This is a genomic window from Ciceribacter sp. T2.26MG-112.2 (assembly GCF_900492205.1).
Taxonomy (GTDB): domain Bacteria; phylum Pseudomonadota; class Alphaproteobacteria; order Rhizobiales; family Rhizobiaceae; genus Allorhizobium; species Allorhizobium naphthalenivorans_A.
This window is the reverse complement of sequence record NZ_UEYQ01000012.1, coordinates 62474-86217: the sequence shown is the minus strand read 5'-3', so window position 1 is coordinate 86217 and position 23744 is coordinate 62474. Positions and strand designations below refer to the sequence as shown.

Annotated in this window: 28 protein-coding genes and 1 pseudogene; 14 read left to right on the top strand and 15 right to left on the bottom strand. The window is 63.1% G+C overall.

The window, feature by feature from the left end:
* Entirely contained in the window at positions 1-1971 is a 1971-nt protein-coding gene (locus DYZ14_RS16515; protein WP_154721698.1) for a glycosyltransferase family 2 protein, read from the top strand.
* On the opposite strand, the gene DYZ14_RS16510 is transcribed toward DYZ14_RS16515, so the two are convergent.
* From DYZ14_RS16510 to DYZ14_RS16460, 11 genes are all read right to left on the bottom strand, one after another.
* A complete protein-coding gene (locus tag DYZ14_RS16510) occupies positions 1910-3103 on the bottom strand; it encodes a cache domain-containing protein (protein WP_154721697.1) in 1194 nt (397 codons plus the stop codon). The two genes, DYZ14_RS16515 and DYZ14_RS16510, sit on opposite strands and share 62 nt — an antisense overlap.
* Before the next feature lie 194 nt (positions 3104-3297).
* Positions 3298-4182, bottom strand: coding sequence for a DUF6456 domain-containing protein (locus DYZ14_RS16505; RefSeq protein ID WP_154721696.1), 885 nt, complete (start codon positions 4180-4182; stop codon positions 3298-3300).
* Positions 4179-4634, bottom strand: coding sequence for a helix-turn-helix domain-containing protein (locus DYZ14_RS16500; protein WP_232365565.1), 456 nt, complete (start codon positions 4632-4634; stop codon positions 4179-4181). The genes DYZ14_RS16505 and DYZ14_RS16500 overlap by 4 nt, the downstream gene beginning before the upstream one ends.
* Before the next feature lie 228 nt (positions 4635-4862).
* Complete coding sequence (locus DYZ14_RS16495; protein ID WP_154721695.1) at positions 4863-5291, bottom strand: MucR family transcriptional regulator; 429 nt, start codon at positions 5289-5291, stop codon at positions 4863-4865.
* 493 nt (positions 5292-5784) lie between these two features.
* Positions 5785-6150, bottom strand: coding sequence for a monovalent cation/H(+) antiporter subunit G (gene mnhG / locus DYZ14_RS16490; protein ID WP_154721694.1), 366 nt, complete (start codon positions 6148-6150; stop codon positions 5785-5787).
* Positions 6147-6569, bottom strand: coding sequence for a cation:proton antiporter (locus tag DYZ14_RS16485; protein WP_154721693.1), 423 nt, complete (start codon positions 6567-6569; stop codon positions 6147-6149). Before DYZ14_RS16485 ends, mnhG begins: the two co-directional genes overlap by 4 nt.
* A complete protein-coding gene (locus DYZ14_RS16480; protein ID WP_154721692.1) occupies positions 6566-7039 on the bottom strand; it encodes a Na+/H+ antiporter subunit E in 474 nt (157 codons plus the stop codon). The genes DYZ14_RS16485 and DYZ14_RS16480 overlap by 4 nt, the downstream gene beginning before the upstream one ends.
* Positions 7036-8649, bottom strand: coding sequence for a Na+/H+ antiporter subunit D (locus DYZ14_RS16475; protein WP_154721691.1), 1614 nt, complete (start codon positions 8647-8649; stop codon positions 7036-7038). Before DYZ14_RS16475 ends, DYZ14_RS16480 begins: the two co-directional genes overlap by 4 nt.
* Before the next feature lie 219 nt (positions 8650-8868).
* Positions 8869-9246, bottom strand: a complete 378-nt coding sequence (locus DYZ14_RS16470) for a Na+/H+ antiporter subunit C (protein WP_115672462.1) — start codon at positions 9244-9246, stop codon at positions 8869-8871.
* Entirely contained in the window at positions 9246-9665 is a 420-nt protein-coding gene (locus tag DYZ14_RS16465; RefSeq protein ID WP_154721690.1) for a Na+/H+ antiporter subunit B, read from the bottom strand. The genes DYZ14_RS16470 and DYZ14_RS16465 overlap by 1 nt, the downstream gene beginning before the upstream one ends.
* On the bottom strand, positions 9662-12049 hold the full coding sequence (locus DYZ14_RS16460) for a putative monovalent cation/H+ antiporter subunit A (RefSeq protein WP_154721689.1): 2388 nt from the start codon (positions 12047-12049) through the stop codon (positions 9662-9664). The genes DYZ14_RS16465 and DYZ14_RS16460 overlap by 4 nt, the downstream gene beginning before the upstream one ends.
* Before the next feature lie 356 nt (positions 12050-12405).
* Between DYZ14_RS16460 and msrB the strand changes: the two genes are divergently transcribed.
* The 9 genes from msrB to DYZ14_RS16420 all read left to right on the top strand — a co-directional run bounded on the left by msrB (position 12406) and on the right by DYZ14_RS16420 (position 18613).
* Positions 12406-12828: a peptide-methionine (R)-S-oxide reductase MsrB gene (gene msrB, locus DYZ14_RS16455; RefSeq protein WP_154721688.1), complete on the top strand. Its 423-nt coding sequence runs from the start codon at positions 12406-12408 to the stop codon at positions 12826-12828.
* 343 nt (positions 12829-13171) lie between these two features.
* On the top strand, positions 13172-13318 hold the full coding sequence (locus tag DYZ14_RS24145) for a hypothetical protein (protein ID WP_195949990.1): 147 nt from the start codon (positions 13172-13174) through the stop codon (positions 13316-13318).
* An 82-nt stretch (positions 13319-13400) separates the two neighbouring features.
* On the top strand, positions 13401-14066 hold the full coding sequence (locus DYZ14_RS16450; RefSeq protein WP_154721687.1) for a DUF6064 family protein: 666 nt from the start codon (positions 13401-13403) through the stop codon (positions 14064-14066).
* 391 nt (positions 14067-14457) lie between these two features.
* Complete coding sequence (locus tag DYZ14_RS16445; RefSeq protein ID WP_154721686.1) at positions 14458-14622, top strand: DUF3309 family protein; 165 nt, start codon at positions 14458-14460, stop codon at positions 14620-14622.
* A gap of 95 nt (positions 14623-14717) precedes the next feature.
* A complete protein-coding gene (locus DYZ14_RS16440) occupies positions 14718-15611 on the top strand; it encodes a transglutaminase family protein (protein WP_154721685.1) in 894 nt (297 codons plus the stop codon).
* 89 nt (positions 15612-15700) lie between these two features.
* Positions 15701-16513, top strand: coding sequence for a transglutaminase-like domain-containing protein (locus DYZ14_RS16435; RefSeq protein WP_154721684.1), 813 nt, complete (start codon positions 15701-15703; stop codon positions 16511-16513).
* Between the two features lie 48 nt (positions 16514-16561).
* Positions 16562-16951, top strand: a complete 390-nt coding sequence (locus DYZ14_RS16430; protein WP_154721683.1) for a DUF302 domain-containing protein — start codon at positions 16562-16564, stop codon at positions 16949-16951.
* Between the two features lie 266 nt (positions 16952-17217).
* Positions 17218-17385 carry a hypothetical protein gene (locus DYZ14_RS16425; RefSeq protein WP_154721682.1) on the top strand — a complete coding sequence of 56 codons (168 nt, stop codon included), beginning with the start codon at positions 17218-17220 and terminating at the stop codon, positions 17383-17385.
* A gap of 184 nt (positions 17386-17569) precedes the next feature.
* On the top strand, positions 17570-18613 hold the full coding sequence (locus DYZ14_RS16420) for a hypothetical protein (RefSeq protein ID WP_154721681.1): 1044 nt from the start codon (positions 17570-17572) through the stop codon (positions 18611-18613).
* Positions 18614-18686: 73 nt separating this feature from the next.
* Here the strand turns inward: DYZ14_RS16420 and DYZ14_RS16415 are convergent, their stop codons facing one another.
* The gene (locus DYZ14_RS16415) at positions 18687-19187 is read right to left on the bottom strand and encodes a GNAT family N-acetyltransferase (protein ID WP_154721680.1); all 501 of its coding nucleotides are present in this window, start codon (positions 19185-19187) and stop codon (positions 18687-18689) included.
* Positions 19188-19325: 138 nt separating this feature from the next.
* Positions 19326-19979 carry a PAQR family membrane homeostasis protein TrhA gene (trhA, locus tag DYZ14_RS16410; protein ID WP_154721728.1) on the bottom strand — a complete coding sequence of 218 codons (654 nt, stop codon included), beginning with the start codon at positions 19977-19979 and terminating at the stop codon, positions 19326-19328.
* A gap of 201 nt (positions 19980-20180) precedes the next feature.
* On the opposite strand from trhA, the gene DYZ14_RS16405 reads away from it, so the two are divergent.
* Together DYZ14_RS16405 and DYZ14_RS16400 are read left to right on the top strand one after the other, a co-directional pair.
* Positions 20181-20564, top strand: coding sequence for an MAPEG family protein (locus DYZ14_RS16405; protein WP_154721679.1), 384 nt, complete (start codon positions 20181-20183; stop codon positions 20562-20564).
* A gap of 124 nt (positions 20565-20688) precedes the next feature.
* Positions 20689-21117, top strand: coding sequence for a VOC family protein (locus DYZ14_RS16400; RefSeq protein WP_154721678.1), 429 nt, complete (start codon positions 20689-20691; stop codon positions 21115-21117).
* Positions 21118-21171: 54 nt separating this feature from the next.
* On the opposite strand, the pseudogene DYZ14_RS16395 reads toward DYZ14_RS16400, so the two are convergent.
* Positions 21172-21270, bottom strand: a pseudogene (locus tag DYZ14_RS16395) (type II toxin-antitoxin system RelE/ParE family toxin); the annotation flags it as partial.
* A 224-nt stretch (positions 21271-21494) separates the two neighbouring features.
* Between DYZ14_RS16395 and DYZ14_RS16390 the strand changes: the two are divergent.
* A complete protein-coding gene (locus DYZ14_RS16390; protein ID WP_210209297.1) occupies positions 21495-21761 on the top strand; it encodes a TIGR03067 domain-containing protein in 267 nt (88 codons plus the stop codon).
* Positions 21762-21823: 62 nt separating this feature from the next.
* Here DYZ14_RS16390 and DYZ14_RS16385 read toward each other — a convergent pair whose 3' ends face one another.
* On the bottom strand, positions 21824-22135 hold the full coding sequence (locus DYZ14_RS16385; RefSeq protein ID WP_154721677.1) for a hypothetical protein: 312 nt from the start codon (positions 22133-22135) through the stop codon (positions 21824-21826).
* A gap of 148 nt (positions 22136-22283) precedes the next feature.
* Between DYZ14_RS16385 and DYZ14_RS16380 the strand changes: the two genes are divergently transcribed.
* Positions 22284-23666: a transposase gene (locus DYZ14_RS16380; protein ID WP_154721676.1), complete on the top strand. Its 1383-nt coding sequence runs from the start codon at positions 22284-22286 to the stop codon at positions 23664-23666.
* The last annotated feature ends 78 nt before the right edge of the window (positions 23667-23744 follow it).

The following is a 23744-nucleotide window of genomic DNA, read 5'->3' as shown; positions in this document are numbered from 1 at the left end:
ATGGAAAGCCTCCTCCTCGGCAGCGAGGTCCAGTCCGTGGCGATGCTGGCGCTGCTCCTCGTCGGTGCGGCCCTGCTGCTGGACGACGTGCTGGACCCGAAGAACAGCTGGCACCGGGCCGGCCTGTTTTCCGTCGCCGCCCTGCTCACGCTGCGCTATCTCTGGTGGCGGGCAACCGAGACGCTTGCCCCTGTCGGCCTGACCTGGGACTGCCTGTTCAGCTGGTCCTTCTTTCTTTCCGAGGCGGCGGCCGGCCTGTCCTCGCTCAGCGCCTTCGCCATCCTCAGCCGGACCGGCTCGCGTTCGCAGGAGGCCGATCGCAATCTGGCCTGGTGGGAGCCTGATCCGCCGAAGGTGGCGATCCTGATCGCGACCTATAACGAGCAGCGCGACGTGCTCGAACGGACGATCGTCGGGGCGAAGGCGAGCCATCATCCGAACTGCGACGTGCTCATCCTCGACGACGGACGGCGCGACTGGCTGCGCGACTTCTGTAAAGGCCAGCGGGTGCGCTATCTGCGCCGCGCCGACAACCTCGGCTCCAAGGCCGGCAATATCAACCACGCGCTGGGCGTGCTCGCCTCTGATCCGCATCCGCCGGATTTCGTCGCCGTTCTCGATGCCGACTTCGTTCCCCATGCCGATTTCATCTCGCGGGCGCTGGCGCTGTTTCACGCCCCGGACGTCGGTCTCGTCCAGACCCCGCAGCACTTCTTCAATCCCGACCCGATCCAGCACAATCTCGGGCTGAGCCGATCCTATCCCGACGAGCAGCGCTTCTTCTTCGATCACCTGCAGCCGAGCCGGGACGCCTGGGGCATCGCGTTCTGCTGCGGCACCTCGTCGATCGTCCGCTGGCAGGCGGTAGAGGCCGTCGGCGGCTTTCCGACGGAGAGCGTGACCGAGGACTTCATGCTGACCCTGGTGCTCCAGGAGGCGGGGTGGCGGACGGTCTATCTCAACGAGGCGCTGACCGAGGGCCTGGCGCCGGAGGGCCTCAAGGAATATGTGACGCAGCGGGCGCGCTGGTGCCTCGGGCTGATGCAGATCGCGCGCAGCCGCGTGGGCCCCCTCGCCGAAAGCCGCCTGAGGCTGCGCGACCGCTTAAGCGTCGTCGATTCGGTGATGTTCTGGCTGACGAGCTTTTCCTTCCGCATCGCCTGCATGGTCTTTCCGCTGCTCTACTGGTTCTTCAACGTCACCGTCGTCGAGGCGAGCCTGGCGGATGTCGTCTTCTACTTCGTGCCCTATTATTTCTGGGTGCTGTTCGCGCTGAACTTCGTCTCGTCCGGGCTGATCGTTCCGATCGTCAACGATGTGAGCCAATTGCTCGGCGCGATCCCGATCACGCGCGCCGCCGTGGTCGGGCTGATCCGGCCGAAGGGGCATCCGTTCAGCGTCACCGCCAAGGGGGGCGACCGGACAAGGGTCGTCATCCAATGGCGGATGATGATGCCCTTTCTCATCCTGCTGTCGCTGACGGCGCTGGGCCTGCTGCTCGGCATCGCCTTCGACAGCTTTGCCTTCTCCGATTCCGGGGACGGCAAATATGTCATCCTGTTCTGGACGATCTACAACCTTTTGATCCTCAGCGTGGCGATCACCGTCTGTGTCGAGCTGCCGCGGGTGGAGCAGCACCTGGCCGACCATCCGGAACGCTGTGTCATCCTCGCCGACGGCCGGCTGAAGCGGGTCTGGCTCACCGACCTCACCGAGGGGACCGCGCGCATTCGCGGCGTTCAGCTATTGCCTGGGGAGGCGGTCGAGCTCAAGATCCGCGATATCGGCGATATGCAGGCCTTCGTGCTCGAGACCACCGGCGACGGGGCCGTCCTGTCGCTGGAACTGGACGAGCATCAGTACGAGGCGCTGCTGCGGCGCCTCTACGCGCAAGGGGCGGTGCCGAGCGTCACCTCGACCCGGCTGTCCGCCGTCTTGGGCGAGGCTCTCTCGCGTCTCGAGCGTCGCTAGCGCGCTCCTCGTTCTCGCCGGCATGCGGCATTTCATGCGGATGGGCCGCCGATTGCAGGCGCGCCAGCGCCGCGCCGATCATGCCGAGCTCGCGCGTCCGGTGGCTTTCCAGGGGATAGACATCCCTGCCCTCGGCAATGTCGGCGGCATTGCGGGCAAGCTCGGCAAACGGCCGGATGAAGGCGACGATGAACAGAAGGGTAAGCAGCGCCAGGATCAGGGCAAAGCCGACAAGGCGGAGCATCAGATCCCGCGACAGGATACGCGCCGGCAAGGCGGCGTATTCGCCATCGATCCGGGCCACCAGGTTCCAGCCGAACCGCGGCAGGTCGGCATAGCTCAGTTCGGGGACCGTGGTGGTGAAATAGGTGCGGCCGTCCGGCCAGGTTTCGACACCCGAGCCGGAGAGGCCGGAACGGGCCATTCGGAAGCTCGGCAGGTCGAGGGTCGGCGGCTGTTCGCCGGTGGACGAGGCGACGACAGCGCCATCGGCGCCAACGACGAAGATATCCACCGCCATCGACGCGGCCAGTTCGTTCAGGAGGCGCTGGGCCCAGGCGACGTTGAGGTGCAGCCCGAGCACGCCGATGGCCGAACCATCGGCATCCACGACGGGCGCGGCAAGGTCGAGGAATTGCGGCGGGGCGCCGTCGGCCTGCGGCGGCAGCTTGGCAGCAAGCAGAAGGGCCTCATGGGCATCGCCGGCAAAGGTCCCCCTCAGGCCCTCCCGGAACCAGGGACGCTGCTCGACACTCTCTCCCACCAGCAGACCGCCGGACGCGGCGACGACAGTCCCGTCGCTTTGCGCATAGCCGGCCCAGGACACCACGCTTCCACCGCCGACGAGCGTGTCGAGCTGCGTCTGCAGGTCCTGCGGCCGCAGCACGGCCAATTTCCGGCGCACCTCCAGGAGATGACGCCACTCCCGGTGCAGCGACTGCGCCACGGCCGTCTGGACACCGCGCATGCGGACCTCGACGGCACTCGTCAGCCGCGCCGCCTCGTAGGCGCTGCCCCGTTCGTTGATCAGCACATAGGCCATGGCGAGACCGATGACGGCGCCCGTCAGGACAAAGGCCATGGTGATGAATGCCAGGGAAGGGCTCAAGGCGGTGCGGATGCGAAAGGGCATGGATGTCTTCCGACGGTCAGTGGTTTGTCAGGCGCTGAGGGGCCCGCGGGTGCGTCGACGGGATGGAGGGCGCAAGGCGCGCATTTACCGCTTATTTAGCATAATGTCACGTAAATGCGGACCGCCGCTGTGGGTTGTTTGGCCAAGTTGCCAAAAAGGTCACCCGCGCAACCTGCCCGATGCGAGGCGACACATCAGCCGATTTCCGGGCGGAAATCTTGCGTGCCCCAGTGATGCCGGCGGCGGCCGCCCTTGGGTGGCGGCGCATAGTGGCGGGCGAGTGCCAGAAGGGCGGCGCGCAGCATCAGCTTGGCGGAGCGGGCCGGCCATTGCCGCTCGCGCTCGACCGTCTCCAGCCCCTTCATGAAACAGCAGACGTCGAGCGCCACGCCGGCAAGCTCCGGCCCCATGGCCTCGATCGCCGCATTGACCCGGGCGCGGGCGCCCAGCGCCGAATCGGCGATCTCGACCGAGGCGGGTGCCGCCCCCCGCACCCGCCCGGCTAGGCGCGGCTCGAAGGACGACGTGATGCGCGGCTGCAGGCCGGCGCGCTCGAAATCCACGGCGAGCCGCTCTCCCGCGGCGATCGCCTGTTCGTCGTAATAGGCGGCACCGTTGCGGTCCTTCAGCCGGGCGAGGCCGGACAGGGGTGATTCGGCCAGATTGCGCCGGACCGGCCGCCTCCGGCCGTTCTCGACCAGGGTCTCGTCGGCCATGTCGCGGTGCTGCTCGAGAAAGGCCTCGTCGCCGGGTGCGACCATGGCCCGGCGCAGATAGGTGGCCGTCCCCTCGCCTGACTTCAGCACCGGTCCATCGCGGACGATCAGCCCGCCCGCCACCGCAAAGCGCAACAGGCCGGCCGGAACGTCGGTGATGCGGGTGGGCAGGCCGGCATCCGGACCGTCAGGCCCGTCTTCCTTCCGGCCCTTTGTCTTGCCCTTCTCCGCGCCGCTCTTTGCGCAACAGACCGACAGCCGGCCGTCCTCGCCCTTTAAGACCTCAAGGGGGCCGCGCAGGGCAAGCTTCAGCAGGCGCAGAAGCAGGCGCCGTTCGGCCGGCGTCGGAAGCGTCTGCATCATGCCGGCCTCCCGGCGACCATGCAGACCGATTCGGCCAGCCGCTCGACGGTGCTGACGAAGGTGTCGAAGGCCGCATCGTCGCGTCGGTCCTCGACCACATGGCAGGCATGGCTGACCGTCGTGCGGTCGAGCCCGAAGGCCTCGGCGATCTCGCCATAGGACATGGAGAGCGCGACATGGCAGACATACATGGCGATCTGGCGCACATGGCAGCTGGCCCGCCGGCGCGCGCGCCGCACCTCCTGGCGGTCGCCGACGACGCCCAGCAGTTCAGCGGTGAGCTGGCGCACCACCATGCAGACGATGCGCCGGTCGGCCAGTGCGGCGCGGTCCGCGGCCTGGGCCTGGGACTGCGACTGCGCCGGCGACTGCGTCGGCGACGGGATTGCGGTCCGACCGACAGGTGTGGCGGCGGAAGCGGATGAGGCGGAAATGGCTTGCTGCTGTGGCATATGACTACTCCCAATAGATAGGAATTAATTCATACACCCATATCAGAATGCGGGGATGGCGGAAGACGCGATTTTTTACGTTGCCTCTGAATTTCCCCGCGTTTCGCGTTCGCGGCACAATTTTGATGGGATTTATTTCCTTATTCCCAACAACAAAAAACCGGGCCTCGCGGTCCGGTTTCGTTTTGCCCTTCGCCTTTCCGGCAGGGCGCGCGTGGTGGGCTGCGCTTACTTGCCGCGCTTGCGGCGCTGGCCGAGGCCCATTTCCTTGGCCAGGCGCGAGCGCGCTTCGGCATAGGCGGGAGCCACCATCGGGTAGTCCATCGGCAGGTCCCACTTGTCGCGGTATTCTTCCGGTCCGAGATTGTGGTGGGTCATCAGGTGGCGCTTCAGCGACTTGAAGGAGCCGCCGCATTCCAGGCAGATGATCTGGTCGTCCTGAACGGACTTTCGCACGGCGACCGCCGGCTTCTGCTTTTCGACGACCGAGACGACCGGAGCCGGCGACGCGGTATTGCTGAGCGCCGAGTGTACGTCGGAAATGAGGTTGGCGAGGTCCCCGACGGGCACCACATGGTGGCTCACATAGGCCGCAACGATGTCCGCGGTGAGTTCCACCAGCAGATCCTGGCCCGCGACATGGGCGATTTCTGTCATTTCTAGTCTCCTGTTCAACTGTGCTTGCCAAGGCGCCAGCTGACCGGCCGGCACCACTCGTTGAAGCCACGGAACAAAGGCCGCAAACGCAAATCCTGTCGTTGCCGACGTGGAATCCACCCCTAGATTCCGGAATAGCGTTCAGGAATTTGTCCCGACTGACCCTGTAGTCCGGCCTTCTGTGGACTTAACCCCCGGCAGATCAAGCAGTTGCGAATACAACGTCGCTGCGGGAATCAAGAGCGCAAGAAAACCAAGTCTCCAAGGATCGTGACTCTATCAATTCGTTACCACTATTCCGGAAAAAATCCACGTAATATTTTTCCCCAATTATGGGGAGGCCAATGGAACTTTTGCTCAAAATCCGAATCGATTGACTTGCTGCGCTTGCGAAATATGCTGCGTTGCCGGCAAAACAAGACGACAGATCAGCGCTTTACTTGGCTTTTCGACTGCGCGGCAAAAGCCGGGATCGGTCTTCTCGACCTGAAGTCTATGCCTTGACCTTCGACGCCTTGCGCTTCAACTCATCACTCTTCAGTTCATCGCAGACGGAGACCGGCGAGAGCCGGTAACCGACCTGGTGCGCCGCCTTGGCGAGCAGGTGGGCCGAGACCGGGGCGGTCAGGATGAAGAAGAAGAAGCCGGCAACCGCGCGGCTGAAGGTGGCAAGGTCGCCGGCATGCAGGCCGACGGCGAGCAGCAGCAGGCCCGAGCCGACCGTGCCCGCCTTGGAGGCGGCGTGCATGCGGGTATAGAGGTCGGGCAGGCGGTTGATGCCGATCGCGGCGATCAGCGCGAAAAGCGCCCCGCCGACGATCAGAAGGCCTGTGAAAAGGGCGATCCCGTAGGCCATCATTTGCGTGCCCCTCCCCTTGTCGCGCCGCCGGACTTGCTGCCGGCGGCCGATGCGGCCGCAGGCTTGGCCTTCTTGGCGCCCTTTGTCTTCTGCTTGTCGGTGCGCAGCACCGGTCCGTCCTCCAGCGGCTTCTCGCCGACCACGCCGCGCGCCAGGATGAAGCGGGCAAAGGCGACGGTGGCAAGGAAGCCGACGAGGCCGAGCGAGATGGCGATGTCGATATAGAGCGTGTAGCCGGTGCGAATGGCGATGACGGCGATGAAGCCGATGGCGATACCGACCAGCATGTCGAGCGACAGCACCCGGTCGGGCAGCGTCGGTCCCTTCACCACCCGATAGACGGTGAGAAGGAAGGAAATGCCGAGGATGACGAGGGCGAAATTGCACGCCGCCTGGATGATGCTTTCCGGAGCAATCATGCGAAGGCCTCCAGGATCTTGCGCTCGAAGCCGTCGGCGATGTCGCGGCGCGCGCCTTCGGGATCGGCGCAGTCGATGGCGTGCACGTAGAGCGTCTTCTTGTCGTCGGAAACATCGACCGACAGCGTGCCGGGGGTGAGCGTGATGAGGTTGGCGAGCAGCGTGATCTCGAAGTCGCGCGTCACCGTCAGCGGAAAGGCGAAGATGCCGGGCTTGATGTCGAGCCTCGGGCTCACCACCATGACGGCAACCTTCCAGGCCGACTTGGCCAGTTCGACGAAGAACAGCCAGGCGAGCGAGGCGATCTTCACCACGCGGCGGATATAGCCGGTGCCGTTGATCTGTTCGCGGATCAGGCCGAGCGCCAGGGTCGACAGCACGAAGCCGAAGATCAGATTGTGCAGCGAGGCGCTGCCGGTGATGGCGGCCCAGACGATCGCCATGAGCAGGTTGATGGCATAGAGGATCATGGCTGACCTCCCGCGGGAAAGACGGACTTGAGATAGGCCGCGGGGTCGGCAAGCCCGATCGCCGCCCGCTGGCTCAGATCGATCAGCGGTTCGGGGAAGAGGCCGAACCAGACGACGAGCGCCGAAAGGACGAGGATCGGCAGCATGGCCGAGGCCGGGGCACGCGGGACAAGCGCGATCGGGGCGGACGAAACGGCGGCGTCAGCGGCTGACGTCCCCTCGCCCACTGCCACGGTCGCAACCGGTGCCGGGCGCCAGTAGGCGAGCAGGAAGAGGCGGCCGAAGGCGATGGTGGTGAGGAAGCCGGACAAGAGGATCGAACCCGCCAACCACCAGGCGCCGATGTCGAGCGAGGCTTTGACCAGCATGGCCTTGGGCCAGAAACCGGAGAATGGCGGCAGGCCGGAGCCGGCGAAGAACAGGGCGAGCGACAGGCCGGCAAAGGCGGGGGCAGCCGCCCAGAGGCCCGACAGGCTTTCCAGGCGATAGGAGCCTTCGCGCCGCGCCGCCTCGCCCGCCAGAAGATAGAGTGCTGTCATCAGAACGATCGAATGCAGGGCATAGAAGATCGCCGCCGAAAGCCCGGCCGTTCCGGCGATCGCCGCACCCGCCAGCATGTAGCCGATGCCGGAGACGACGACGAATCCCAAGAAGCGGCGGATGTCGGACTGGGCAAGCGCCCCCATGGCGCCGAGCACCATGGTGAGTGCCGCGGCAATGGCGATGACGAGGCTGAGCGCCTCGCGCTCGACCGGCAGGAGCATGACCATGACGCGCAGCAGCGCATAGACGCCGACCTTGGTCAGAAGGCCGGCGAACAGCGCGGAGACGACGATGCGCGGCGTGTGGTAGGAGGCCGGCAGCCAGAAATTGACCGGAAAGGCGGCCGCCTTCATGCCGAAGGCGAAGACGAACAGGGCGCCGAGCGTCATCAGCGGGGCGGTTTCGCGCAAGGACCCGGCCTTTTGCGCAATGTCGGCCATGTTGAGCGTGCCGAAGATCGCATAGAGATAGCCGACGGCGATCAGGAACAGCGTCGTGCCGATGAGGTTCAGCACCGCATATTTCAGCGCCCCGTCGATCTGCTCGCGCTCGGAGCCGAGGATCAAGAGGCCGAAGGACGAGATCAGCAGGACCTCGAACCAGACATAGAGGTTGAAGATGTCGCCGGTGAGGAAGGCGCCGGAGACGCCGGCCATCAGCACCATCAGGAAGGGATAGAAGCCGTAGCGGCGGCCGCTCTGGTTGATGTCGCCGAGCGCATAGATGCTGCCGGCCAGCGCGACGATGGCGGCGGCGAGCGCCAGAAGCACCCCGGTCAGGTCGACGGTGAAGGCGATGCCGAAGGGCGGCAGCCAGCGGCCCATCATCATCGTCACCGGGCCGTTTGCCGCCACATGCGCCAAGAGCAACGCGTCGACCAGCACAATCAGGGCAAGGCCCGGAATGGCGATGAACGGATGGGCCTTGGTCGAATGCCTGAGCATCATCAGCACGGCGCCGAAGCCGAGGCCGATGGCGACAGGCAGGATGGTCAGCCACTCGGCACCGGTCGACGGCGCCATGACGAAGGCGAGCGAGAGGTCGATGGGGGAGGAGGTTACGGCCATCAGGAAAAGACCCCCTCTGGCCTGCCGGCCATCTCCCCCACAAGGGGGGAGACCGCCCCGCCGCCGGCGCTGCGTCCGAAATTCAGGCCGTGAACACTCGGCCTCCATTGGGCCTTGGAGGTTTGTCCGGGCCCGTGCCGCACGGTCTCTCCCCCCTTGTGGGGGAGATGGCCGGCAGGCCAGAGGGGGTTCACATCAGGCGCAAACATCATCATGCACTCAGTATCCCATCGGCGGCAGCGGCTCGCCCTTTGGCTCGGCGACGCGCATCTCGTCGGTGTCGTCGGTGCCGAGGTCCTGGTAGGCGCGATAGGTCAGCACCAGCAGGAAGCAAAAGAAGGAGAAGGAAATGACGATGGCGGTCAGGATGAGGGCCTGCGGCAGCGGATTGGCGGCGCCGGCCGAGAGCGTGTCAGAGCCTGCCGCGATGATCGGCGGCGTCTCGCGGGTCAGCCGACCTGTGGTGAACAGCAGAAGATTGACCGCATTGCCGAGAATGACGATGCCGAGCAGGACGCGGACGATATGCTTGGACATCATCAGGTAGAGGGCGCCGGCAAAGAAGATGCCGACCAGGCCGGACAGAAGCGCTTCCATCAGTCGCTCTCCCTTTCTTCCAGTGCGAGCGCGATCGAGGTGATGGCACCGACGACGACCAGATAGACGCCGACGTCGAAGGACATGACGGTGGCGAGCGGCACCTCGACGCCGAAGATCTGCGGATAGATCCACAGACCGGTCATGAAGGGCACACCGAGGACGACCGAGAGCATGCCGGACAGCGTGGCGAGCAGCAGTCCGGCGCCGGCCACCGACATCGGATGGAACCACAGCGCCCGACGGACCGCCGAGACGCCGAAGGCGATGCCGTAAATGGCAAAGGCGGAGGCGGCGATCAGCCCGCCGATGAAACCGCCGCCCGGCTCGTTATGGCCGCGCAGCAGCACGAAGATCGAAAACAGGAGCATCAGCGCGGTGAGGAACGGCGCGACCGTGCGGAAGATCAGCGTGTTCATTTGCGCAGCTCCTTCTCGACATTCTTGCCCTTGAGCGCCGCGACGGTTTTCTGGGCCGGCGCAACGGGAACGACCCGGATGCGGATCAGCGCCAGGATGGCCAGGCCCGTGATCATCACCACGGAGATTTCACCCAGCGTATCGGTGCCGCGGAAGTCGACGATGATGACGTTGACCACATTGGCGCCGTGGGCGATCACCTTGGAATAGGCGTTGAAGAAATCGGTGAGTGCTGCGTCGAACGGCGCCTGGGTGGACTTCAGCAGCATGAGCGCGAAGCCGAGGCCGGCGGCAATCGCGATCGCGCCGTCCCCCAGAACCTGTGTCCAGGTGCGGTGGTCGGAGGGCGAGAGGCGCAAGCGGGTCATGACCAGGGCGAGGATGACGACCGACAGGGTCTCGACCATGAACTGGGTGAACGACAGGTCGGGCGCGCCGAACAGAAGGAAGATGACGGCGACGGCAAAGCCCTGGATGCCGAGCGAGACGATCGCCGTCAGCCTGTCCCTGGCGGCGAGAACCGCGATCAGCCCGACGATGGCGATGACGATGAAGGCCAGTTCATGGAAGCGCACGTCGGACGGCCAGGCCGGCAGGGCCGGCAGTTCGCCATGGAGGATCGGCGGCACTAGCAGCACGAGCGCCAAGAGCAGGAAGGTGGAGGTCATGTAGACCTCGAGCCGGCCGTTCTGCACCAGTTGCGTCACGCGCCAGGAGAGGCGCACCAGTCCGGCGATGAAGTGGTCGAAGCCGCGATCGGGCCCCGGACCGAGCGCGTCGACGAGGCGGGCAACGAGGCTGCGAGCGCGATCGAGGCCGAGGAAGACGAGGATGCCGAGCGCGACCGTCAGCACGGAAAGCGCGAGCGGCAGGCCGATATGCGGGACGAGGCTGATCGTCACGGTTTCGGCCTCGCCGGCAACGGCGCTGGCCATGGGCGAAGACACATAGGCATGCGCGACCGGCGAGAACAGCGCGGCGGCAAGACCGATCAGCGACAGCACCAGCGGCCCGAGCCAGAGCAGGACCGGGCCTTCATGGGCATGCTTCGGCGTCTCGACCTTGGGCCCGAGGAAGGGTTTCAGCGCCACGGCAAAGCCGATGACGAACATCAGCGCATTGCCGATGATGGCGACCAGCGTGAAGAGGATGGCGCGCGGATCGGGGCCGGCAAGCGCTGCATAGATCTCCTCCTTGGCGAGGAAGCCGAAGAAGGGCGGCAGGCCGGCCATGGAGATGGCGGCGAAGAGCGCGGCGACAAAGGTGATCGGCATGGCCGAGCGCAGGCCGCCAAGCTTCGTCACGTCGCGCGTGCCGGCCTCATGGTCGATGATGCCGGCAACCATGAACAGGCCGCCTTTGAACAGCGAATGGGCGACCAGGTAGAGCACCGCGGCTGCCACCGCATAGGGCGAGCCGAAGCCGGTCAGCATGACCAGGAGGCCGAGCGAGGCAACGGTCGTATAGGCGAGCATCAGCTTCAAGTCGGTCTGGCGGATGGCGAGCACGGCGCCGACCAGAAGGGTAATGCCGCCGAAGAAGGGCAGCAGGATTTCCCAGGCCGGCGTATCGCCCATTACCGGATTGAGCCGCATCAACAGGTAGACGCCGGCCTTCACCATGGTGGCGGAATGCAGGTAGGCCGAGACCGGGGTCGGCGCCTCCATGGCGTTGGGCAGCCAGAAATGGAACGGAAACTGCGCCGACTTGGTAAAGGCGCCGCCGAGCACGAGGAAGAGCGCCGCCGCATAGAACGGACTTTCGCGCAGGATGTCGCCGGAATGCAAAAGCAGCGACAGCTGGGTGAAGCCCGTGATGTTCCAGATGAAAATCAGGCCGGCGAGCAGAAGAAGGCCGCCGCCGCCGGTGACGACCAGCGCCTGGAGGGCTGCGCGGCGCGAGGCCTCGCGGGAATGGTCGAAGCCGATCAGCAGGAAGGAGGTGATCGAGGTCAGTTCCCAGAAGACGAACAGCATCAGGAAACTGTCGGACACCACGACGCCGAGCATCGAGCCCATGAACATCAGGATGAAGGAGAAGAAACGGCCCTGCTGGACGTGGCCTTTGAGGTAACCGCCGGAATAGAGCACGATCAGCGTGCCGATGCCGGTGATCAGCAGCGCAAAGGTGAGCGACAGGCCGTCGAGGAACCAGGAGAAGGAGAGGTTCAGGCTCGGCACCCAGGCATAGCCGCCGGTCACCACCTCGCCGGCAGCGATTGCCGGCCAGAAGCCGGCGAAATGGACGAAGGCGAAGGCCGGGATGAGAGCCAGGAGCCAGGCCGCATTGGCGCCGAGACGGGCGGTCAGATAGGGGGCGACAAGCGCGCCGGCGAACGGCAGGAGCATGGCCATCAATGTCAGACCGGCGACGTCGTTGAGCATTCCCTATCCCTGTCAGCGCGTTTCGGCGCCGCCCCTTCAAAGAAAGGGGCGGAAAGTGGGCATGGTGTTAGGACAAAGCGTCGCGCGCCTCAAGGAAAAACGGAAAATCCTCTGTTCAAATAGACGTTTGTCAACGCTTTCCATGGACTTTCACGGACCCTGTCCCTGTTGCGTCAAAGACGCGGCGGCATATTCAGAATAGTTGTTTTAGTCGTGACTGCGACGCCTCGCCCGTTGCTTGGGCGGCCGGCTCACGGACATGATCCGAGGGATAAGCGTCGGGGCCTGCCACTGCGGCAATTGCCGTCTGCTTGCCGCCACCCTATCTATCGGCCGAGACAATCGGAGTAACCACGATGACCGACATAACGACCGGTGCAACCGGGCCGAAGATCGAGAAGAGGGATGACGAGTGGCGCGAGCAGCTGACGGCGGAGCAATACCGCATCCTGCGCGAGCACGGCACCGAGCGGCCGTTCACAGGCCCCTACTGGGACAATTTCGACAAGGGGCTTTATCGCTGCGCCGCCTGCGAGACGCCGCTGTTTTATTCCGACACCAAGTTCGACGCCGGCTGCGGCTGGCCGAGCTATTTCGAACCGGTGACGCCGGGTGCCGTGACCGAGCACCGCGACGCCTCGCTCGGCATGGTCAGGACCGAAATCCGCTGCGCCAATTGCGGCGGCCATCTCGGCCACGTCTTCCCCGACGGCCCGAAGCCGACCGGGTTGCGCTACTGCATCAACGGCCATGCGATGGTGTTCGAGCGGGTGGAGTGAGGACCGGCGGCCGCGCCGGTGCTGGGCACCCCCTCTGCCCTGCCGGGCATCTCCCCCACAAGGGGGGAGACCAGAAAGACGCGCCCGCTCGCCCGACGGAGCGGCAGGATTTTTTAAGCTCGGCTCCCCGAACGCGGACATTTCTTTTCCGGCCGGTAGCATTGGCGACAAGTCATCCGCAGTCGGGTCGCCCCCCTTGTGGGGGAGATGCCGGCAGGGCAGAGGGGGTGATCGGCGGAAACGAGCAGGCGTAGCAGGCCGGACCGCATTTCCCACCCCCCATCAGCACTTTCTCAATCTCCTTGCGGCTAAAGTCCGGGCAAAACGATATCAGGAGACTTCCATGAGCAATGTCGTCGAATTCAAGCAGCCGCCGAAGGCGCCGGAGCCGAAGAAGCCCAATCCGGGCCGCGACAAGCTGCTGATCGTGCTCGGCGTGATCGCCGCCTTTGGCCTCGCCTGGGTCTATTTCCAGTTCATCGGCGGCTGATCGGGTGAAGGCGCCGAGCCTTCACGATGGCGCCCCCGGAATCCTGATGTAGAATGCGGCCCCATTGCCGCGGGAGACCGTCATGCCCTTCGATCGCGCCGACTTCTTCGCCGTCTTCGTGCAATACAACACGGCGCTCTGGCCGACGCAGGTCTTCGCCTACGCGGCCATTTTTCTGTGCCTGTTCCTTCTCCTGCGGCGCAGCCGGATGACCGATCCGGGCATATTGGTCGTCCTTGCCGCGATGTGGGCGGTCAACGGCATCGGCTATCACGGGCTGTTCTTTTCGGCGATCAATCCCGCAGCCTTTCTGTTCGCTGCATTCTTCGTGGCGGAGGCGGTCCTTTTCGCGGTTTTCGCAGGGCGGGGAACGGAGATCGATTTCGCCAGGCGAAGAGACGGCCGCACGATCGCGGGCCTGCTGCTCATCATCTTCGCGGTCCTCGCATACCCACTCTGGGGAATGGCAGCCGGGCATCGCTATCCGGCCATGCCGATGATCGGCATCGCTCCCTGCCCGACGACGATCTTCACCATCGGCATCCTGCTGACGGGGCGCTGGGCGGTGGTGCGCTGGTTGCTGGTCATCCCGCTTGCCTGGTCCGCCATCGGCGGGAGCGCCGCCATCATGCTCGGCGTGCCGCAGGATTTCGGGCTTTTCGCCGCAGGCATCATCGCCGCCGCCTTCGCCCTCGGGCGGATGTACGATCTGCCGTTTGCCCGGCATGGAGAAGACACAGGGGCCTGACGTCTCCGTCCCCTCGCCTCATGTCCGCCCGTGGCTGTGGCCATGGTGCAGGTCGGGATAATGCGGGTGCTTGTGGCGCAGCGGTTCTTGGCACCTCCAATGGGAATGCGGCTCGGTCACCGGGCCGTCGTGGCCATGCCGGTGGTGCTCGTCATGCACATGGACATGGTCGTGCTCCAGCCCGTCGTGGCTGTCTTGGCGTCGAGGGCCATATCTTCGCCTGTTCGTTGCGCGGGGTTTCGTTTCGACAACTGTACAAAGATGCCCTCCCCCTGTAGTTAATAGAGCCGGAGGCCGACCTTGGCTTTCCTCGCCGTGCCATCATCGATCAATCCCCCGGTCCGCTTCGCCAATGCGGCGGCCCTCGCGAACAGCAACGGAGATCAACTGCATGTCGCTCGGAACAATCCTCATCATCATCCTCATCATTGCCCTGCTCGGTGGCTTTAGCGGTCGCTTCGGCGGCTATGGCTACGGCTTCGGACACGGCGGCGTCGGCGTGCTCGGCATCGTGCTGATCGTTCTTCTGGTGCTGGTTCTCACCGGCCGGCTGTGATTCCAAACAAATCCTGCGCTCGGACCGGCCACCGCAGCGTGGGGCACGGTTCGAGCGCAGGAGACATCCCCCGCACGGCGGGGGCGGGAAGCATTGTGACCATATTCTCCGTTCGCCACATCACGGACTACCAGTACAAGCGCCCGGTCAAACTCGGCGAACACCGGCTGATGTTCCGGCCGCGCGACAGTTTCGACCAGACGCTGCTGAATGTCAGCCTGGCCGTCGAGCCGGCCTATGACCGGCTGCGCTGGATCCACGATCCGTTCGGCAATTGCGTGGCGCTTCTCAGCTTCAAGGCGAAGACCGCCAGCCTGCGCTTCGAGAGCAATATCCGCCTCGACCATACGCCGCATGCCGCACTCGATTTCCCCATCGACGCGACGGCGATCGACTACCCCTTCACCTATGACGCGGAAGAACTGCCGGACCTGGCACCGGCGATGGCCCGTCATTTCGACGATCCGGGCGACCTGGTGGGCGCGTTTGCCCGGCAATTCCTGCACAGGGGCCAGCCGACCCGCACCAGCAGCCTGCTGATGAGCCTGTGCTACATGATCCACGACAGCTTCGCCTATGTGCGCCGCTCCGAGCACGGGGTACAGTCGCCGCTCGAGACGCTGGAACTGAAGACGGGCACCTGCCGGGATTTCGCCCTGCTGATGATGGAGGCCGCCCGCTCGCTCGGCCTCGCCGCCCGCTTCGTCACCGGTTACATCTATGTGCCCGATCGCGACGGCTCGACCACGCTTGGCGGTGGATCGACCCATGCCTGGTGCCAGATCTACATTCCCGGCGCCGGCTGGGTGGAGTTCGACCCGACCAACGGCATTGTCGGGAATCGCGACCTGATCCGGGTGGGCGTGGCGCGCGACCCGCGCCAGGCCGTCCCGCTGTCGGGCAGCTATGACGGGCGGGCCTCCGATTTCAAGTCGCTGACCGTGCAGGTCAATGTGACCTCGGACGGCGACGAGGCCGCACCATCCTGAGCGGATGGCCCGGAACACCAGGACTTTCCATGCGTTCACCCGAGGCCGGCATGCCGGCGCGTTTCACTCTCCCTTCTAAAGGATCCACGATGAAGATACGTGCCGGCTTCCAGATTGGCTATGAATGCGAGCGTGACACCGCCATGCTTCTCGTTCTCAACATCCACCCGTCGCGCCGGCCCGACCTTTTGACCGAGCAGGTGTTGAGCTTCGACCGGCCGATCGAGGCGCGCGACTACATCGACGGCTTCGGCAATGCCTGCAGCCGGATCACCGCGCCGGCCGGGCTCACCACCATTTCCACCGAGTTCGAGATCTACGACAACGGCCAGCCGGACGTGCTGCCCGAGGATGCCTTCCAGCACGACATCAAGGACCTGCCGAACGACGTGCTGGTCTTCCTGCTCGGCAGCCGCTATTGCGACACCGACCGGATGGCGGATTTCGCCTGGGCGACCTTTTCCGATACCCCGCTCGGCTGGCCGCGGGTCAAGGCGATCCTCGACTTCGTCCACAACCACATCACCTTCGACTACATGCAGGCGGATTCGACGCGCTCGGCGCATGACGGCTTCAGGGCCCGCACCGGGGTGTGCCGCGATTTCGCCCACCTCGCCATCACACTCTGCCGCTGCATGAACATTCCGGCGCGCTACTGCACCGGCTATCTCGGCGACATCGGCGTGCCCCGCGATCCGAACCCGATGGATTTCAGCGCCTGGTTCGAGGTCTATCTCGGCGGCCACTGGCACACCGTCGACGCCCGCCACAACAAGCCCCGCATCGGCCGCATCCTGATGGCGACCGGCCGCGACGCCACCGATGTGGCGCTGTCGACCGCGTTTGGCCCGGCGCGGCTCGCCCGCTTCGAGGTGGTGACGGAGGAGATCCCGACAGCCTGAGGGACCGGCTGAACCGACAGACCAACGGAGACAGACAGGAGAACCGACATGAGCTACACGATCGACAGGACGTTCGAGGGCACGGATTTCGCAAGCATTGTCGAAAGGACCCGCGCGGCACTCGCCGCCAACGGTTTCGGCGTGTTGACCGAGATCGACGTCAAGGCGACGCTGAAGAAGAAGATCGACCAGGATATCGACGACTACCTGATCCTCGGCGCCTGCAACCCGAAAATGGCCCATCAGGCCATCGGCATCGAGCCGAAGGTCGGCGCCATGCTGCCCTGCAATGTCATCGTGCGCCGAACCGGCGCCCATTCCGTCATGGTCAGCGCCATCGACCCGCAGGCCTCGATGGAAGCGATCCCGAACGCGCAGCTGAAATCGGTGGCGGGCGAAGTGCGCGACATGCTCCGGAAGGCCGTCGAGGCGATCTGAGCGTCTCCGTCACGCCCCATCCGCATCAGCCGACGACAAAGACCGGCCGGTCACAGAGAGATCACTTGTGTCCGCATTCGGTATGGCAGCAACCTGTTTGACGGGAGGCGCGCCAACATTTCTTGCATTTCTGGCGCTTGTCTTATACATTAAAAGGGCATTTCTCTTCGGGGGTTGGGGTGGGTTCAAATCCCACGGCTGCGCTAGCTCTTGTTGTCCTCTTAGTAGCACTCCGTATCTTCGGAGAGCAGTTAAAGGAGGCCATCATGAACAAAAAGCAAAAGAATTCGAAGTCGATTGCCTGCGTAGTCAAGCGTACTCGTATTATACTACCATCGATTGTTACCCATATCGTCGAAACCGTCTGGGCGACAGGAGCCAGTGTAGCCGCGGCGATGGCGTTCTCCACCTCCACCCTTCAAGGGGCGCGCTAGGCGCGCCCCTTCTTTTCGTAGCGCCGTAAAGAACTCTCCGTTGCCGTGTGCGAACGTCGCACATTTGGTCGTTGTCCTTGTCGCCAGCGTCTGAACTCAATGTTATCTCACGCCAAGAGGAGAACTTTTGGAGGATTATTTCTGCGGCATTTGAGTCGGCCGAAATTGCGAGCGGGAGGAGCCAATGCAGCGCAAGAAACGTAATCCGGCAAAATTTGACGTGATTGAATTGTATAAGGCGATCGGCCGCGATCGCGACTACGTAATCAGTGCTGAGGCTGACCTCTCGGATTTTCTCAAAACTGTCAGCGAATCTTTGAAGGCTTCTCAAACGAACCCAACATTGCTGCATGGGAAACGTGCTGAGGCGCTTTTTGCTCATGTGGCTGGTGCGATGGGAAGATGCCAGATGATCAAGCAAGAGGACAGCGGAGATATATTCGTCAGCGAGGGCGATTTCGAAGTCCCAGACTACCGCGTATTTCTCAAAGATGGCAGATACTACTTGGTGGAGGTAAAAAACTTCCACATGAAGACATTCAAAGCGGAGTTCACAGTCCCGAAAAAGACAATACGCGGGCTCGAAGCCTACGCTCAATTGAACAACATTCCGCTACGGTTTGCCATCTACTTTTCAAAACCCAACGTGTGGGTGCTGCTGGCCAAGGAAGCTTTCCGCCAGAAAAAACGACACTACGTCGTCAATTTTACAGAGGCCATAGCTAGGAACGAAATGGCGATATTAGGCGACCGAATGATAGCAACGCTACCTGATCTACGTTTCGTGATACTTGGAAGACCTGATGAATGTTCGATCCCCGCTGACAATGGAGATGTGTATTTCACGACCAGGGCAATTCATTTCTACTGCCGTGACCAAGAGGTGACAGACAACCAAGGCAAGCGGATAATATTCTACTTGATGCGATATGGTAATTGGCCTGTTAGCGAAGCCACACCTCTCATAAGTGATAGCAAGGTTGTCGGACTGCGTTGGGTTTTTAGCCCCGAAAACCCCGTCGAGGATCAGCCGTTCCAGGTCGTCGGAAACCTAAGCGCTATGATCAGCAATTCTTACCGCGAACTCACCGTTGGAGACAACACAGTCAAAGCTCTGGACGTGAAGCAAGATCCCAAGTTCTTCGCGCTCGATATTCCAGAGGACTATAAAGAGCCATCGCTCCCGCTATGGCAGTTCATTCTACAGCCAAATTATAGCGCCATGTGAGACAGTCTGGGGCGCCAACAAGGAACGATGGAACGCCCAGAGCCTCAAATCTGGCCTCCAGAAGCCGCCTCCCTCACAGCCGCAATTCCATCATCGCCAGGTCGAGCCAGCGGCCGAATTTCTGGCCGACCTCGCGGTGGATGCCGACGAGGCGGAAGCCGAGGCGCTCGTGGAGCGCGATCGACGGTTGGTTCTCGGCTTCGATCGCGGCGATCATCACGTGCTTGTCGTTTGCCCGCGCATGGTCGATCAGCGCCTGCATCAGGCGCTTGCCGAGCCCCGCGCCGCGGCAATCCTTGTCGACATACACCGAATGCTCGACCGTGTGGCGATAGCCGTCGAAGGCGCGCCAGTCGCCGTAGGAAGCATAGCCCGCCACCTTGCCGTCCCGCTCGGCGACCAGCACCGGGAAGCCCCGGGCGCGACGCTGCTCCATCCAGACGCGGCGGTTGTCGACGTCGATCAGCACCTCGTTCCAGATCGCCGTGGTGTGCTCGACGGCGTGGTTGTAGATGTCGCGGATCGCTTCGAGATCGGCCTCGACGGCGTCGCGGATGGTGATGGAGGATGGCATGGAGAAGGTCCCGGTCTTGTGTCTGAACCGCCTGCTTAGACCGCGCCGGGGGAGCCTGTAAAGCGGCGCCAGTGATGCGCCACGGCGGCGGCGCAGCGCCCCGCCCGCCTTTTGTGGGAGCGGACCGTGCTCGGCCCGTCAGTGGCCGATGGCGGTGACCACGGCGGAATAATGCACGGCGGCGGCGGTGACGACAAAACCGTGCCAGATGGCGTTCTGAAAGCGCAGGCGTTCCCAGACATGGAAGATCACGCCGGCCGAATAGATGCAGCCGCCGACGATGATGAGGAGCACGGTGATGCTCGGCAGGGTCTGCGAGATCGGCCCGAGCGCCATGGCCCCGCTCCAGCCCATGGCGAGGTAAAGCAGGATGGCCAGCCGGTCGTAGCGGCCGGGAAAACGACACTTCAGGTAGATGCCGACGAAGGCCGTCGCCCAGATGCCGATGAGCAGCGAGAGGATCACCCAGTCATGCGCCCCCTTGACCAGGAAGGGCGTGTAGGTCGCGGCGATCAGCACGAAGATCGCTGAATGATCGAAGCGCCGGAGAATCCACTTGGTGCGGGAATGCGGCCACATATTGTAGGTGAACGAGACGGCGAGCGCGATGACGAGGCCGAGGCCGTAGATCCAGGCGGCGGCCATTTCGGCATAGCTGGTCCATACCGTCGCATAGAAGATCAGCGCGGTGGCGCCGATCAGGGCGAAGACCACGCCGATGCCGTGGACGATGCCATCGGCCACCAGTTCGTGGAAATCATATTGCCGTCCGAAGCGGAACTGGTCGGTCATGGCAGTCGCAAACCCCTGGAAGAAGATCGTCTCGACGATCATCCACATCATGTGCAAATTTGACGTTACCTTCAAGGGCGGGAATGGCGATTGTAGGGCGGCGTCGGGCGCTCGCCGCCGTTCATCTTGCACGGCGCGCGGCCTTCGCCTAGCATCCACGCCATTGCCGGCCATTGCTGTTTGTCCTCAAGGAATTTTCCGATGCGCTTTACCGTGCTTGCCACCTTTGCGGCGCTAGTCGCCTATATTTGGTTCCTGCTGAAAGTCGCCCGCGCCCGCCAGCAATTCGGCGTCGAGGCGCCGAAGACCACCGGCAATGCCGATTTCGAGCGGATCTTTCGCGTGCAGCAGAATACCGTCGAGCAGCTGGTGCTGTTTTTACCGTCGCTCTGGCTGTTCGGCTTTTACGTCTCCGACGCCATTGCCGGCCTGCTCGGACTCGGCTGGACGGCATCGCGCGTGCTCTATGCCTCGGAATATTATGCCGACGCCAAGAAACGCGGGCCGGGCGCCGCGCTGACGTTTCTCATCGGCATCGTGCTGCTGGTGGGGGGCACGATCGGGGCGTTGTTGAAGATGGGGTGAGTGGGGGGCACGCGTTCGCTTGCGCGCGTCGGGCACGCAAGCGGATAGGTCCGCGTGAGCATAGACATGGATATCGGCGCCGCGGCTCACTCCGCCGGCCCGCTTTCAGAAGGGAGACAAGACCATGGAGACCAATCTTCTGCATCGGGGTCGGCTGATCGACCACATCCAGCTCGTCGTCCGGGACCTCAAGGCCAGCCGTGATTTTTACGCGGCTGTGCTGGCCGTGCTCGACATTCCCATCGTCGATACGCCGGACGGCTATTTCTGGGCCGACGAGCTGGTCGTGTCGGCCGCCGACAGCCCGGCGGCGGTGGGCGTGCTGACGGGGCGGCACCACCTCGCCTTCCAGGCGAAGGATCCGGCGACCGTGGAGGCCTTTTATGCCGCAGCACTCGCCCATGGCGGAAGCGACAACGGCGCGCCGGGCGAACGGCCCTACCACCCCGGCTACTACGCCGCCTTCGTGCTCGACCCCGACGGCAACAATATCGAGGCGGTGTATCATGGCGAGGCGAAGCGCAGTGCGCCGTCGGTGGTGATCGAGTTCTAGGGGTGGCGTGCGCGAGAGGGCGCGGCATGCTTCGCCTGGCCGGGTTTCGCCCACCTAGCCATACAGTCCCTGCCAATCCTGCCGGCCATGCAGGACGCGCATGATCAGAATGTCGCCGTCCCGGACGAGGTAGGCGATCAGATAGGCGTGGTAGGGGTGAAGCCGTTTCCGGCTGTTATCGGCCCAAAGGGGTCATAACGCCCGAATTGCTTGAGGCATTGCACTTCGACCACAGGTTTTTGCGATACGACTTCAGCAAGCAGAGGAGTTTGTTATGAAAACCGATCTGGAGCGATTTCAGGGTCTGTGGCGCCAGGTGAGATTTGAAGAAAATGGGATTGCCGATCCAATCGACACTCATGGCGCATGATGCGGTCATGACAATCGTGGGCGAGACTTTCCATGTGGCGATTCCAGATGGGGAAGCGCTTATCGAAGGAAAGTTCATGATTGACAGCGCTACGTCCCCAAAACGCATCGACTGGATCGATAGCATAGGCAGTGATGCAGGGAAGCAGCTTCCGTCCATTTACACGCTGTCAGATGATGCGTTTGAGTTTGCTGCAGCAGATGCCGATATGGAGCGCCCGCAGGATTTCACAGGCGGAAGCGGGATCACTATCAGAGGGTTTGTCCGTGCCTGAGGCGTGATGACCGCTAATGGCGCAAGGCCGAAGACGCCTGGCGGCCCTATGCGGACACGGACTTATTCTTCTCCACGATCGACGATCATCAGACCCGGGTCACTTGCAGAGCGATAGATGAAACACTCAGGATTTGGCGAGGTTGGGATTCGGCCAATCCGTATGTCACCGGCACTGAGAAGAATCTTGCACCACTCATCAGACCAAACCAACTCTTTGACTATTACTGGAGCATCGTCGAAGGCGATTTCGATTCTGACTTCGGACCAAGCCGTTATCGCGCCATCTTCAAAGACGATCATCGTGTCATGTGCTGCCTTGTGCTGAATTTCCCTCAGCTCTTTCCCGACAAGCCTATCGGCTATTAAATCCATCTGTCAGCCCCCGTGTTAGGTCGCCCATTACCGTAGGCTGGGATGTATTGCCAATGACCGCTTCTGGCGGATACCGTTGAAAAAGTCGGCGTTGCTGTTGATGCGAAGTTCTGATTCACTCCTTCTAGGGATTTAGGAGGATGTGCCGATGATGGGCGAACGAATGGTAGCGCAGGAAGCGCTGTTTTACGGCTTCAGCATCGAGCGGCACGTCCCGGCAAACCATCTTCTTCGGTCTATCGACCGCTTCGTCGATTTGTCTGGCCTTCGGACTCACTTACGCCCGTTCTACAGCCAGATCGGGCGGCCCTCGATTGATCCAGAACTGATGATCCGCATGCTGATCGTTGGTTACTGCTTCGGCATCCGTTCGGAGCGCCGGCTGTGCGAGGAGGTACATCTGAACCTCGCCTATCGCTGGTTTTGCGGGCTCGGGCTTGAAGGCGATGTCCCGGATCATTCGACCTTCTCCAAGAACCGGCATGGCCGCTTCCGCGATAGTGACTTGCTGCGCGAGTTGTTCGAGACGACGGTCAGGCGTTGCATCAAAGAGGGCCTTGTTGGTGGCGAAGGCTTCGCCGTCGATGCGAGCCTGATCAAGGCGGATGCCAACAAGCAGCGCTCAGCGGAAGGGTCGGAAGCAGTCGACTGGGAGTCTATGGCCGAGACCAGCCGCTCGGTTCAGGAATATCTCGATACGCTGGATGACGCAGCATGGGGTGCGGCTAGCGAAACAAAGCCGAAGTTCGTATCGAGGTCGGACCCGGCTGCCCAATGGACCGGAGCGATGAAAGGCCACGCCTTCTTTGCTTATGCTACCAACTATCTGATCGATCTGGATAATGCCGTTATCGTTGATGTCGAGGCAAGCCGTGCGATCCGGCAGGCGGAGGTCGGCGCGGCACGCACCATGATTGACCGGACTCAGGATATCTTCGGTCTCTATCCGGAACGGCTTGCCGCCGACACCGCCTATGGTTCGGCAGAGATGTTGGGCTGGCTGGTCCACGAGCGCGGGATAGAGCCGCATATTCCCGTCTTCGACAAATCCGAACGTCGTGATGGCACATTCGAGCGCGCCGACTTCGCCTATGACCACGAGCGCGATCTCTATACCTGCCCAGGTGGCAAGGAGTTACGCTCACGACAGATCGCCTACAAGAATGAGCGTCCCCTCGTGGATGAAGATGGCATGGTACGGTATCGGGCCAGCAAACTCGACTGCGACGCCTGCGCCCTAAAACCTCAATGCTGTCCAAACGCCCCGGCGCGCAAGATACCACGCTCCATCCATGAGGGCGCTCGCGACCTGGCGCGCGATATCGCCAAAACCGAAGCCTATGTTACGTCGAGGCATCAGAGGAAAAAGGTCGAGATGCTTTTTGCGCACCTGAAACGCATCCTCAAACTGGATCGCCTGCGATTACGAGGGCCAAACGGAGCGCGTGATGAGTTCCACCTCGCCGCCGCCGCCCAAAACCTCCGGAAACTCGCCAAGCTGATCCCGCCACCAGCGCCAAAACCGGCGTGAAGGGAAATACATCTCGGCAGGTCCCTACAACGAGAACCTCAGAGCGAGATTAACACGCGCCTTTTTCAACGGTATCGG